Source organism: Buttiauxella sp. AC142 (genome assembly GCF_979253435.1).
On the sequence record NZ_CEEDCH010000001.1, the window covers coordinates 1,556,391 to 1,569,664 of the forward strand.

The window sequence follows — 13,274 nt, forward strand, 5'->3', positions numbered from 1 at the left end:
CTAAGTGTCCCACTAGTATTATTTTTTCCCTCCCTGGAGGACAAACGTGTCTAAGCGTCGTGTAGTTGTGACCGGACTGGGCATGTTGTCTCCTGTCGGCAATACCGTAGAGTCTACCTGGAAAGCTCTCCTTGCCGGTCAGAGTGGCATCAGCCTAATCGACCATTTCGATACTACCGCCTATGCAACGAAATTTGCTGGCTTAGTAAAGGATTTTAACTGTGATGACATCATTTCGCGCAAAGAACAGCGCAAAATGGATGCCTTCATTCAATATGGAATTGTTGCTGGCCACCAGGCCATGCTGGATTCTGGTCTGGAAGTAACGGAAGAGAATGCAATCCGTATCGGCGCCGCAATCGGTTCTGGTATCGGTGGTCTGGGTCTTATCGAAGAGAACCACTCCTCGCTGGTGAACGGTGGTCCACGTAAGATCAGCCCATTCTTTGTGCCGTCGACTATCGTGAATATGGTGGCAGGTCATCTGACCATTATGTTCGGCCTGCGTGGTCCAAGCATTTCCATTGCTACAGCGTGTACTTCTGGTGTGCATAACATCGGCCAGGCTGCGCGTATGATCGCTTATGGCGATGCAGACGCAATGCTGGCAGGTGGTGCAGAAAAAGCCAGCACTCCGTTGGGCGTGGGTGGCTTTGGTGCTGCGCGTGCGCTTTCTACCCGTAATGACAACCCGCAAGCGGCAAGCCGCCCGTGGGATAAAGACCGTGATGGTTTTGTGTTGGGTGATGGCGCGGGCATGATGGTACTCGAAGAGTACGAACATGCTAAAAAGCGTGGCGCGAAAATCTACGCAGAAGTCGTTGGTTTTGGTATGAGCAGCGATGCTTACCACATGACTTCACCGCCAGAAAACGGTGCAGGTGCTGCACTGGCAATGGAAAACGCACTGCGTGACGCAGGTATTACGCCAGCTATGGTAGGTTATGTGAACGCGCATGGCACTTCCACACCAGCTGGCGATAAAGCTGAAACGCAAGCGGTTAAGACTATTTTTGGCGAAGATGCCTACCGTGTTCTGGTAAGCTCAACCAAGTCTATGACCGGTCACCTGTTAGGCGCTGCTGGGGCCGTAGAGTCAATCTACTCCATCCTTGCGCTGCGCGATCAGGCGATTCCACCGACCATTAACCTTGATAACCCTGACGAAGGTTGCGATCTGGACTTTGTTCCTCATGTTGCACGCCAGGTAAAAGGAATGGAATACACTCTGTGTAACTCCTTCGGGTTTGGTGGTACAAACGGTTCTCTGATCTTCAAGAAGATCTAAACCGTCTCCATAAAGGGCTCGCTTGCGGGCCCTTTATGCATCTCAAATATTCCCCTCTTGCTGCATTCTTCCCGCACTGGCACTCTTAACTCACAACACATTGAGGAGTTGTTATGTATTTAATCAATGGTGAGCTAACCGAAACTTTAGCGGCGAACGATCGCGCAGTGCAGTTTGGCGACGGTTGTTTTACGACATCTCGCGTTAGTGACGGTCAGGTCAGATTTTTAGAACAACACCTCATCCGTTTGCAGCAAGCCTGCGAAAAACTCCTTATTTCGTTTGCCGACTGGTCACTGCTAAAAAGCGAAATGCAGAAGCTCGCTTCAACACAACAGCAGGCCGTTTTAAAAGTCGTCATTACTCGCGGCAGTGGTGGACGAGGCTACAGCGCGGCAAATTGCCAGCAACCGACACGTATATTATCCGTTTCCGCCTATCCTTCGTTTTATCCGCAGTGGCGCGAGGAGGGGATTAGCCTTGCGCTAAGCCCGATTCAGTTAGGAATTAATCCGCACCTGGCAGGCATTAAGCACCTTAATCGCCTCGAACAAGTGCTGATTCGTACGCATCTTGAACAGACGCAAGCCCAGGAAGCCCTGGTTCTTGACAGTGATGGGTGGCTTACGGAATGCTGTGCCGCGAATTTATTCTGGCGTAAAGGCACGCAGGTATTTACACCGTATGTAGATAAATCTGGTGTAAACGGCACTATGCGCCAGCATATTATCTCCTGTCTTGCCGGTTCTGCCTGGCAGCTCACGCAAGTTCGGGAAAGAGTAGACACGCTGGCCCAGGCCGACGAAGTGCTAATTTGCAACGCATTAATGCCGGTTGTCCCTGTTAAACAGGCTGAATCCTGGCAATTTGAATCTCGTGAGCTTTATCAATTTTTAGCACCACTTTGTGAGTAACCGATTAACAATGAAAAAGATGCTACGTTTCTTTCTGCTGCTGTTAGTGGTGTTAGGTGTGGCGGCGGGCGTTGGCTTGTACAAAGTCCGCCAGCTTGCTAATAGCCATCTGACTATTGAACAAGAAACCATATTCACCCTTAAGGCGGGTACGGGTCGTCTGGCGTTGGGTAAACAGCTGTACGAAGAAAAACTGCTCAATCGCCCACGCGTGTTCCAGTGGCTACTGAAAATTGAGCCGGACCTCGCCAATTTCAAAGCAGGGACTTATCGCTTTACGCCGCAAATGACTGTGCGCGAAATGCTTAAACTTTTAGCCAGCGGTAAAGAAGCGCAATTCCCCATCCGTTTTGTGGAAGGGACGCGCCTGAGCGACTGGCTGAAACAACTGCGCGAAGCGCCATACATTCAGCACACGCTCAAAGATGACAGCTATTCAACGGTTGCCGAAGCCTTAAAATTTGAACATCCAGAATGGGTGGAAGGCTGGTTCTTCCCGGATACGTGGTTATATACCGCGAATACAACGGATGTTGCGTTACTCAAACGTGCGCATGAGCGCATGGTTAAAGCGGTACAAGCAGCGTGGGATGGCAAAAAAGACGGTCTGCCGTACAAAACGCAAAATGATTTAGTTACCATGGCTTCGATTATCGAGAAAGAAACTGCGGTTGCAGCAGAACGTGATCAGGTCGCTTCGGTGTTTATTAACCGCCTGCGTATCGGTATGCGTTTACAAACCGATCCGACGGTAATTTACGGCATGGGTGAAAGCTATAATGGTAAGCTGTCACGCAAAGATCTGGAAACCCCGACGCCGTACAACACCTATGTCATAAGCGGAATGCCGCCTGGCCCAATTGCCATCCCTGGTGATGCGTCGTTACAGGCTGCGGCGCATCCGGCGAAAACGCCTTATCTTTATTTCGTCGCAGATGGAAAAGGCGGGCACACATTTAATACTAACCTTGCCAGCCACAATCAGGCTGTGCAGGTCTATATCAAAGCGTTGAAGGACAAGAATGGTCAGTAAATTTATCGTCATCGAAGGGCTCGAAGGAGCAGGGAAAACTAACGCGCATAACGTGGTGGTTGCGACCTTAAAAGAGCTGGGCATCACCGATCTGGTGTTCACGCGTGAACCCGGCGGAACTCCGCTGGCAGAAAGATTGCGCGAGCTGACGCTGAATAACAAAGGTATCGGCGATGAGATAGTGACGGATAAAGCCGAAGTACTGATGTTCTACGCTGCGCGTGTGCAGCTAGTAGAAACCGTCATCAAACCGGCACTGGAGCGGGGAGCATGGGTGATTGGCGATCGTCATGACCTCTCGACGCAAGCCTATCAGGGCGGCGGTCGTTGTATAGATCAGCAATTACTCATGGCGCTGCGTAATACCGTACTCGGCGATTTCTATCCGGATCTGACGATTTATCTTGATGTGACACCTGAAGTTGGCCTGAAGCGTGCGCGTGCGCGTGGCGAACTGGATCGCATCGAACAGGAATCTTTCGACTTCTTTAACCGTACCCGTGCGCGTTACCTCGAACTTGCCGCAACCGACAGCCGTATTCGTACGATTGATGCGACACAATCGCTTGAAGACGTTTCGCAGGCTGTTCGTCACGCCGTGCTTGAGTGGGCTAAGGAGCTGGCGTAATGAAATGGTATCCATGGTTACGCGCACCGTTTGAGCAAATCCTCAGTCAGTACCAGTCAGGTCGCGGGCACCATGCATTACTGCTTCATTCATTATCCGGCATGGGCGATGATGCGTTAATTTACGCTCTCACGCGCTGGATAATGTGCCAAACGCCGCAAGGTAATAAAAGCTGCGGTCAATGCCGCAGCTGTCAGTTGATGCAGGCGGGTACGCATCCGGACAGCTATGTAATTGCCCCGGAGAAAGGTAAATCGAGCCTCGGCATTGATGCTATCCGCGAAATGACTGAGAAGCTTTACAGTCATGCGCAGCAGGGCGGGGCAAAAGTCGTCTGGCTGGAAGACGCCGGGCTTCTCACTGAAGCTGCGGCAAACGCATTATTGAAAACACTCGAAGAGCCGCCAGCTAAAACCTGGTTTTTCCTCGGCTGCCGCGAACCGGCCCGTTTGCCAGCAACCTTACGTAGTCGTTGCCTTTACTGGTATTTAACACCCCCTGATGAAACTTTCGCGTTGGCCTGGCTTGCGCGAGAAATCACGCTGGATAGCGCACAATTGCGAGCGGCATTGCGTTTAAGCTCCGGCGCTCCGGCAGGCGCGCTGGCATTGCTGCAACCTGAGTCATGGAAACACCGTCAGGCGTTGTGTGACAAACTTAGCGAATGTTGTGCGACGAAAAACATGCTGGCTTTGTTGCCTGCTTTAAACAGCGACGACGCCGCGGTTCGACTTCACTGGTTATCTTCGCTGCTGGTTGATGCACTAAAATGGCAGCAAGGTGCAACCGCCTGGCTGACCAATGACGATCAGCAAGCTTTAGTCGCCAATCTTGCCAATAGTGCGACACCTGCGATGTTGCAAGCCATACTTCATAACTGGTTTGCCTGTCGTGAATCACTGCTCAGTGTGGTGGGCGTGAACAGAGAATTATTACTGACTGAACAATTACTCACCTGGGAGCGCTTGATGCAGCCTGGTGCAGTCCTTCCTACATTCCATCTTTAAGAGTATCTGTATGTTCCTGGTTGACTCACATTGCCATCTCGATGGCCTCGATTACCAATCCCTGCATAAAAGCGTTGATGACGTTCTGGAAAAAGCGGCCGCGCGCGATGTGAAATTCTGCCTTGCCGTTGCCACCACGCTTGAGGGTTATCGCAATATGCGCCAACTGGTGGGCGAGCGTAATAACGTGGCGTATTCGTGTGGCGTCCATCCACTCAATCAAGCCGAAGATTATGACGTTGAAGAACTTCGCCGTCTTGCCGCCGATCCGGGCGTGGTCGCAATGGGTGAAACGGGGCTGGATTATTTCTATACCCCGGAAACCAAGCCGCGCCAGCAGGAGTCATTCCGTCATCACATTCAAATTGGACGTGAACTCAATAAACCGGTGATTGTGCACACGCGTGACGCCCGCGCCGATACGCTCTCGATTCTGCATGAAGAGAAAGTGACAGACTGCGGTGGGGTACTACACTGTTTTACAGAAGACACAGAAACTGCTGGAAAATTGCTCGACATGGGCTTTTATATCTCTTTTTCCGGCATTGTGACCTTCCGCAATGCTGAACAACTCAGGGAAGCGGCGCGTTATGTACCACTGGATCGCATACTCGTGGAAACTGATTCACCTTATCTTGCTCCAGTGCCACATCGTGGCAAGGAAAACCAGCCTGCAATGACGCGTGACGTGGCGGAATATATGGCGGTGCTGAAAGGGGTTTCACTTGAGGAATTGGCCGTTGCGACGACAAAAAACTTCGCTACGTTGTTCCATATTCCTGACTCCCGCTTGCAATCTGCCTGATAAATCAGACTTATTTTAAAGCTCGTAATTAATGATCGAAGCGAGTAAAGTGCACCGCCACAAAAAGGGCGGTGCAGGCCGTTTTTGTAACATTCAGAAACGCGTTTTGTAAATTTATGAAAGTTTTTCATATGGCTTTTAGAGAAACGTGATAGCCGTCAAACAAACTTTCATGGATTTATTTTACTCTGCGTAATAAATCAAAAGGCACTTAGATGCCTGTTTATGGACCGGATCTCCCCCCAGTCCGATGCGCATAACGCGTAAAAAAAAGCACAAATACTCAGGAGCACTCTCAATTATGTTTAAGAATGCATTTGCTAACCTGCAAAAGGTGGGTAAATCGCTGATGTTGCCAGTATCCGTACTGCCAATCGCAGGTATTCTGCTTGGCGTCGGTTCTGCAAACTTCAGCTGGCTGCCAGCAGTGGTTTCTCATGTTATGGCGGAAGCGGGCGGTTCAGTCTTCGCCAACATGCCGCTGATTTTTGCTATCGGTGTTGCATTAGGCTTCACAAATAACGATGGCGTTTCTGCATTAGCCTCTGTGGTTGCATACGGCATCATGGTTAAAACCATGGCAGTTGTTGCGCCATTGGTTCTGCATATTCCTGCGGAAGAGATCGCGACAAAACACCTGGCTGATACCGGTGTTCTGGGCGGGATCATCTCGGGTGCCATTGCAGCCTACATGTTTAACCGTTTCTATCGCATCAAGCTTCCAGAATATCTGGGCTTCTTCGCGGGCAAACGTTTCGTGCCGATCATCTCTGGTCTGGCTGCGATCTTCATGGGCGTTGTGCTGTCCTTCATCTGGCCTCCAATCGGTACGGCTATTCAGACCTTCTCTCAGTGGGCTGCATACCAGAACCCGGTTGTGGCATTCGGCATCTACGGTTTCGTAGAGCGCTGCCTGGTACCATTTGGTCTGCACCATATCTGGAACGTTCCATTCCAGATGCAGATTGGTGAATACACCAACGCTGCGGGCCAGGTATTCCACGGCGATATCCCACGTTACATGGCAGGTGACCCAACTGCTGGCAAACTGTCTGGTGGCTTCCTGTTCAAAATGTACGGTCTGCCTGCTGCGGCTATCGCAATCTGGCACTCAGCTAAACCTGAGAACCGTGCAAAAGTCGGCGGCATCATGATCTCCGCTGCGTTGACCTCGTTCCTGACCGGTATCACCGAGCCAATCGAGTTCTCCTTCATGTTCGTTGCTCCAATCCTGTACATCATCCACGCGGTGTTGGCAGGCCTGGCGTTCCCAATCTGTATCCTTCTGGGTATGCGTGACGGTACTTCCTTCTCTCACGGTCTGATTGACTTCATCGTGCTGAGCGGAAACAGCAGCAAACTGTGGTTGTTCCCAATCGTTGGCCTGTGCTACGCAGCGATTTACTACACCGTGTTCCGCGTGCTGATCAAAGCACTTGACCTGAAAACTCCAGGTCGTGAAGACGCAACTGCCGAGACTTCTACCACTTCCACAAGCGAAATGGCACCTGCTCTGGTTAGCGCGTTCGGCGGTAAAGAAAACATCACTAACCTGGATGCGTGTATTACCCGTCTGCGTGTTAGCGTGGCCGACATCTCTAAAGTCGACCAGGCTGGCCTGAAGAAATTGGGTGCGGCAGGTGTAGTGGTAGCTGGTTCAGGTGTTCAGGCAATCTTCGGTACTAAATCCGATAACCTGAAAACTGAAATGGATGAGTGGATCCGTAACAGCTAAAAAGTAGTTGGGGAGAACTGAGGGAGGCCAGTCAAATGGCCTCCCTTTTTTATTGGCGTCTTTAGGTCTTGTAGGACGGATAAGCTTGTGTCATCCGCCAGGGTGTGAATCAGAAGGTGTAATTCGCGCTAACGGAGAAGTTACGCGGCGCGCCGTAGACAATCCCACGACTATCAACGTTGGTGTCGTAAGATTTATCAAACAGGTTATCGACGTTCGCCTGTACTGAGAACGCTTTCGTCACGTTATAGCGGGCGAATAAATCAACCAATGCGAAGCTGCCTTGCTCTGAACGATACGTGCCACCCGGAACAGGAACGTCGGACCAGACATGGTCTTGCCAGTTTACGCCACCGCCCACAGCCAGAGCCTGGAGCATTGGCAGGCGATAACTGGTAAACAGCTTGACGCTGGTACGAGGCAGATTTGGGTTAACCGCATTTCCATCGCTATCCTCAGCAACATAACGCGTTGCGCCAAACGACATCTGCCAGTTATCCGTCAGTGCGCCATTCACTTCAAATTCAACCCCACGGCTCACCGTGCCGTCAGCTTCACGATAAGCTGTTTCGCCATTGGTGCCAGGAATAACCAGACCGGTGGATTGCGCCAGATGATCTTGTTCGATGCGGAAGGCGGCCAAAGATGTCGTCAAACGGCCACTCATCCAGTCAGCTTTTAAACCCGCTTCATAGTTATTGCCGGTAATTGGCGACAGATACTTTTGCTCGCTATTGCGCTGGGTCTGCGGCTTAAACACCGAGGTGTAACTTGCGTAAGTGGACCAGGTGTCATTGATATCAAAGACGATGCCCGCATACGGAGAGGTATTATTCTTCTCCAGTTTCTGGTTTAGCGTATCAAGATTGTACTTGGTGTAACGCGCCCCAAGAATAACGTGTAGCGGATCGGCAAGGGTCACGCGCGTCGCCATGTAGGCCGATTTTTGATGAATCGTATCTTTCTGCGCGAGGCTTAATGGGCTCCAGTCAGTTTCAGGGAAGTCACCATTGTAGTTGTTGTAATTGCCAAATTCGGTGTCGCTGATATTGGCCCACGAGCTGTAATAGGTATTGTTCTGGCGCGAATAGCTGGTGCCGATCATCAGTTCATGCTGGCGACCAAACAGCTCATATGAACCATTGGCAAAGGTATCTAACGCATCGACTTTACGCTTCCCGGTGTTGTAACCCGTGCCTCCAACGTAAGGATATGACGGGCCATACGGGCTAACCAACATGCCGGTGGATTTATCGACCAGGCCATCAAGATAAAGTTGTTGGCTATCCAGCGTCGTTTCCGTATGTGTCGCATTGACCGTCAGTTGCCAGTCATAGCCCAGCATTTGTTTGATAGTGGCAAAGGTACGCTTCGTTTCTTTGTCGTTGTAGGCCCAGTCAGGTGCGGTGCTGTAGCTACGGTGTGGATGGGTTTTGCTACCATCGGTGTACCAACGCGGAATACCGCCCCAGGTTGGGTTATTGACGTTGGTTTCCTGGTAGTCATAGCCAACAGATAAGCTGGTCGCGTCGGTCAGGTCCGCATCCACAACACCATAGAAGAATTTCTTCTTCTGGTTATAGCGGTCAACCCAACTGTCGTTGTCCTGATAACCCGCGACCATCCGACCGCGAATATTGCCGTTGTCGGTCAAAGGGGTGGACAAATCTGCGACGTAGCGCTGTTTGTCCCAGCTGCCGTATTCAGCAGAAACGCTGGTGGTGAATTCACGACTGTCAGCGTGTTTACGCACCATATTGATGGCCGCTGACGGGTTACCCGAGCCTGTTGTCAGGCCGTTCGCGCCACGCACCACTTCAATGCGTTCATAGATTGCAGTATCAGAAAGCGCATCGCCGAGATTCCAGTTGGACTCGAACAGTGTCGGAATACCATCCACCATAAAGTTATCAATGGCGAAACCGCGTGCGTAATAGGTCGCGCGGTCAGAATCAGCGTAAGTCTCGCTGATCCCCACAGTGTTATTGAGCACATCGCCCAGGGATTCCAGCTTCTGATCCTTCATCCGCTGTTCACTGATAATGCTGACGGATTGAGGAATATCTCGTGGAACCAACAACATTTTTGTGCCGCTGGTGGTGGCTTTGACACTGTAATCTTGTGCATCTTCAGCATCGCTGGCGTTCGCCTGCGTGCTTTCTACAATCAGTGTATCTTCGCTCTTTTTCTCCGCCGCGAAAGCAGCAGAGGGCATCAGTGCGAAAGCGATACAGGATGCAAGAAGAGAGATTGTACTGGCGGGTGCGAGCCTGCCATCCCTGGTAGAAGTAGTGAAAGACATCATAAACCCTTAATGGATGTTGGAAGTTGTGTCCCTGTGCCAGTGGAATCCGGTCACGGAGTACAGCGTTTTTCGCATAGAACATATGAATGAAAATGCAAATGAGAAATATACGCATTCATATGAATGGTGTAAACATTTGTTACCCTACAAATGAAATGTTGTTTTAAACCTGTATTGAAGAGGGATTTACGGCGTGTAAGGCAGGTTCGTGACCTGAAGTGTGATAAAGAATTACTGGCTTATGGTTGAAAGAGAGTGAGTAACTCGCTCATACTCTTACGTTATGCCCGTCACACAATGAATAAATAAAGGTAACGTCATGGCCGAAGAAACCATTTTCAGCAAAATTATCCGCCGCGAAATTCCGGCAGATATCGTTTATCAAGATGAACTAGTGACTGCATTCCGGGATATATCACCGCAGGCACCTACCCACATCCTTATTATTCCTAATATCCTGATCCCAACGGTAAATGATGTCACCGCAGAACATGAGCTGGCTTTAGGGCGCATGTTAACGGTTGCAGCTAAAATTGCAGAGCAGGAAGGGATTGCCGAAGACGGTTATCGTCTCATCATGAATTGTAATCGTCACGGCGGGCAAGAGGTTTACCACATACATATGCACCTGCTTGGTGGCCGCGTGCTTGGGCCAATGCTGGCGCATAAAGGATAATTTAATGAAAACTAACCCGCTGTTAATGCTTCTTCCCTTTGTGCTGATGGTGGGATGTAGCTCCAAACCCGCCATTCCTGTCAACGACAGACAAACACTGGTGATGGAAGCGTCGGTGTTGGCAGCGGGTATCAGTGCTGAAAGTCCTGAAATTTCAAATGACAACGGCGCCACTGTTTCACGCAGTCAGTTATATAATGAGCAGTCGAAGCCGGTCATTATCAACTATCGTTTTTATTGGTATGACGCGAAGGGGTTGGAGATTCATCCTCTGGAACAACCGCGCACGATAACGCTGCCTGCGAAATCCAGCGTTTCGGTGTCATCTATAGCCAGTTATCCAGACGCACGTAAAGTCCGTCTTTATCTCTCTTTATAAGGGGTGAATTTTGATTAAGGGAATCTATCGATATCTGGTTATTCTCGCTGCGGCGATGATTTTATCCGGGTGTATTAACCGTGGTGAAGCTCCTGCTCCTGTGGAAGAAGTTAAACCGGGTCCACAGCAGCCGATCGAGCCGGTGCCAACAGTCCCAACAGTGCCAACAGTACCGACTCAACCAGGGCCGATTGAGCAACCACAGCCGACCATTCCTGCAACGCCAAAAGTCCGTACTTACGACTGGGGCAGCGCTATGCAGCCGATGGTGGGCAAAATGCTGCAAGCCGATGGCGTTACCGCAGGCGGCGTTCTGCTGGTGGATAGTGTAAACAATCACACCAATGGCTCGCTGCAAACCAGTAAAGCGACAGAAGCTTTACGCGGCGCATTGGCGAACAACGCTAAATTCACCCTTGTTTCTGCTCAACAGCTTTCAATAGCGAAACAGGAACTGGGGTTATCGCCACAGGACAGCCTGGGTTCGCGCAGTAAAGCGATTGGTATTGCCCGTAAAGTGGGTGCTCAATATGTGCTTTACAGCAATGCCAGCGGTAATGTGAATGCTCCAACGCTGAAAATGCAGTTGATGCTAGTACAGACGGGTGAAATTATTTGGTCAGGAAACGGTGCGGTACAACAGACCCAATAATCCCACGCTGCAAAGTGTGATTGCTCAGTATCTTCCGGCGGCTCAGGCCGCCGGTTGCTTTTCTGCACTCGAAGGATTGAGTGGTGGCAGCGTGCATTTCAACGCGGGAGGGCGCGAGTACGTTGCTCGTCACCAGCTTGCGTCTCCGCAGCCGGGCGTTTCGCTCTCACGACACTTTCGCGCGCTGAACCGAATGCCTCAGCGCATCGCGCCGCGGCCCGTTTGTCTGGCTGACGGTTGGTTAATCGTCGAATGGCAAACTGGCGAGGTAAAATCCCAACTTCCCTCACTGCAATCGCTCAGTGCCTTGCTGTATGATTTACATCAACAAAACTGTTTTGGCTGGCGAATCAGTCTGTTGCCGTTGCTTGAACACTACTGGTTAATGGCTGCCCCTGAGCGCAAACGTGTGAGCTGGTTGCGGTTGCTTAAAAAAATGAAGCGTCAAGGCGAACCTAAGCCGCTGCGCCTGGCACCACTGCATATGGATGTTCATGCCGGGAACCTTGTGCTCCAACCGCAGGGGCTTAAACTCATTGACTGGGAATATGCGGGTGATGGCGATGTTGCGCTGGAACTTGCGGCAACAATGGCGGCCAATAATATCTGTGATGATTCACTGATACGCGCCTATGCACAATGGAGCCATATTCCGCTGGAAACATTAACCCGGCAGGCAGCGCGATGGCGGCCATGGGTAATGATACTGATGGCATCGTGGTACGAATGCCGCTGGCGGCAAACACAAGACAGAACATTTATAACTCTTGCAGATGAGGCCTGGAGCCAACTGCGGGAAAAGAACTAATTAAGAGAGGTAGATGTGGGTCCGGTAATGTTAGATGTGGCAGGCTTTGAGCTGGATGCCGAAGAGCGCGAAATTCTGAAACACCCGCTGGTCGGTGGGCTGATTCTGTTTACCCGCAACTATCACGACCCCGAGCAATTGCGTGAACTGGTGCGCCAAATCCGCGAAGCCTCGCGCAATCGTCTGGTGGTGGCCGTTGACCAGGAAGGCGGGCGCGTTCAGCGTTTCCGCGAAGGCTTTACGCTTCTTCCTGCCGCGCAATCTATTGCTGCCATAAACGGTCTGGAGAACGGCGGTAAACTGGCTGAGGAAGCAGGTTGGTTGATGGCGAGTGAAATGATTGCCATGGATATCGACATCAGTTTCGCACCCGTTTTGGACATTGGCCATATTAGCGCTGCCATTGGCGAGCGTTCGTACCATGAAGATCCGCGAAAAGCGTTGGCGATGGCAACCCGTTTTATCGACGGTATGCATGCGGCTGGCATGAAAACGACCGGTAAGCATTTCCCCGGTCACGGTGCAGTCACCGCCGATTCGCACAAAGAAACCCCTCGCGACCCGCGTGATGAAGCGTTGATTCGTGAACACGATATGCAGATTTTCCGTACACTGATTACCGATAACAAACTCGATGCCATCATGCCCGCGCATGTTATCTACACCGATGTTGACCCGCGTCCGGCCAGCGGTTCCCCGCACTGGCTGAAAACCGTTTTGCGTGGCGAACTTGGCTTTAATGGCGTTATCTTCTCTGACGATTTGTCGATGGAAGGTGCGGCGATTATGGGCAGTTACGCTGAACGTGGGCAGGCGTCACTGGATGCAGGTTGCGATATGATCCTCGTCTGCAATAATCGTAATGGCGCGGTTAGCGTGTTAGATAACCTGTCGCCGGTCAAAGCAGAGCGTGTTACAGGTTTGTATCATAAAGGTTCATTTACCCGTCAGGAGCTGAGGTCATCAGCGCGCTGGAAGGAAGCAAACCAGCAACTTGAGGCGCTGCATGAGCAGTGGCAAGCCCACAAGGCGGGTCTTTAACTC

13 protein-coding genes are annotated in these 13,274 nt (G+C 51.1%); 12 read left to right on the forward strand and 1 reads right to left on the reverse strand.

The features are described 5' to 3' along the window. Positions 1 to 46 precede the first annotated feature (46 nt). The 7 genes from fabF to ptsG all read left to right on the forward strand — a co-directional run bounded on the left by fabF (position 47) and on the right by ptsG (position 7,410). Positions 47 to 1,288, forward strand: a complete 1,242-nt coding sequence (gene fabF, locus AC0IWZ_RS07090; protein ID WP_172894841.1) for a beta-ketoacyl-ACP synthase II — start codon at positions 47 to 49, stop codon at positions 1,286 to 1,288. Positions 1,289 to 1,401: 113 nt separating this feature from the next. Then, entirely contained in the window at positions 1,402 to 2,202 is an 801-nt protein-coding gene (gene pabC / locus AC0IWZ_RS07095) for an aminodeoxychorismate lyase (RefSeq protein ID WP_471677758.1), read from the forward strand. Between the two features lie 10 nt (positions 2,203 to 2,212). Further along, positions 2,213 to 3,235, forward strand: a complete 1,023-nt coding sequence (gene yceG / locus AC0IWZ_RS07100) for a cell division protein YceG (RefSeq protein WP_410372738.1) — start codon at positions 2,213 to 2,215, stop codon at positions 3,233 to 3,235. Further along, positions 3,225 to 3,863 (forward strand): dTMP kinase, encoded by a 639-nt coding sequence (gene tmk / locus AC0IWZ_RS07105; RefSeq protein WP_034494549.1) that lies wholly within the window; start codon positions 3,225 to 3,227, stop codon positions 3,861 to 3,863. The genes yceG and tmk overlap by 11 nt, the downstream gene beginning before the upstream one ends. Beyond that, the gene (holB, locus tag AC0IWZ_RS07110; protein WP_410372737.1) at positions 3,863 to 4,870 is read left to right on the forward strand and encodes a DNA polymerase III subunit delta'; all 1,008 of its coding nucleotides are present in this window, start codon (positions 3,863 to 3,865) and stop codon (positions 4,868 to 4,870) included. The genes tmk and holB overlap by 1 nt, the downstream gene beginning before the upstream one ends. A gap of 10 nt (positions 4,871 to 4,880) precedes the next feature. Further along, a complete protein-coding gene (locus AC0IWZ_RS07115) occupies positions 4,881 to 5,675 on the forward strand; it encodes a metal-dependent hydrolase (protein WP_034494551.1) in 795 nt (264 codons plus the stop codon). Positions 5,676 to 5,976: 301 nt separating this feature from the next. Beyond that, positions 5,977 to 7,410, forward strand: coding sequence for a PTS glucose transporter subunit IIBC (gene ptsG / locus AC0IWZ_RS07120; RefSeq protein WP_034494552.1), 1,434 nt, complete (start codon positions 5,977 to 5,979; stop codon positions 7,408 to 7,410). Between the two features lie 109 nt (positions 7,411 to 7,519). Here the strand turns inward: ptsG and fhuE are convergent, their stop codons facing one another. Beyond that, on the reverse strand, positions 7,520 to 9,712 hold the full coding sequence (fhuE, locus tag AC0IWZ_RS07125) for a ferric-rhodotorulic acid/ferric-coprogen receptor FhuE (protein ID WP_471677757.1): 2,193 nt from the start codon (positions 9,710 to 9,712) through the stop codon (positions 7,520 to 7,522). A 322-nt stretch (positions 9,713 to 10,034) separates the two neighbouring features. On the opposite strand from fhuE, the gene hinT reads away from it, so the two are divergent. The 5 genes from hinT to nagZ are packed head-to-tail and all read left to right on the forward strand — an operon-like array spanning position 10,035 to position 13,271. Further along, entirely contained in the window at positions 10,035 to 10,391 is a 357-nt protein-coding gene (hinT, locus tag AC0IWZ_RS07130; RefSeq protein ID WP_034494554.1) for a purine nucleoside phosphoramidase, read from the forward strand. 4 nt (positions 10,392 to 10,395) lie between these two features. Beyond that, positions 10,396 to 10,770 carry a YcfL family putative periplasmic lipoprotein gene (locus AC0IWZ_RS07135; protein ID WP_081908382.1) on the forward strand — a complete coding sequence of 125 codons (375 nt, stop codon included), beginning with the start codon at positions 10,396 to 10,398 and terminating at the stop codon, positions 10,768 to 10,770. A 10-nt stretch (positions 10,771 to 10,780) separates the two neighbouring features. Then, a complete protein-coding gene (gene lpoB, locus AC0IWZ_RS07140; RefSeq protein WP_410372735.1) occupies positions 10,781 to 11,422 on the forward strand; it encodes a penicillin-binding protein activator LpoB in 642 nt (213 codons plus the stop codon). Beyond that, on the forward strand, positions 11,400 to 12,230 hold the full coding sequence (gene thiK, locus AC0IWZ_RS07145) for a thiamine kinase (protein WP_410372734.1): 831 nt from the start codon (positions 11,400 to 11,402) through the stop codon (positions 12,228 to 12,230). Before lpoB ends, thiK begins: the two co-directional genes overlap by 23 nt. Positions 12,231 to 12,245: 15 nt before the next feature. Further along, positions 12,246 to 13,271 (forward strand): beta-N-acetylhexosaminidase, encoded by a 1,026-nt coding sequence (nagZ, locus tag AC0IWZ_RS07150; protein ID WP_471677756.1) that lies wholly within the window; start codon positions 12,246 to 12,248, stop codon positions 13,269 to 13,271. Positions 13,272 to 13,274 lie beyond the last annotated feature (3 nt).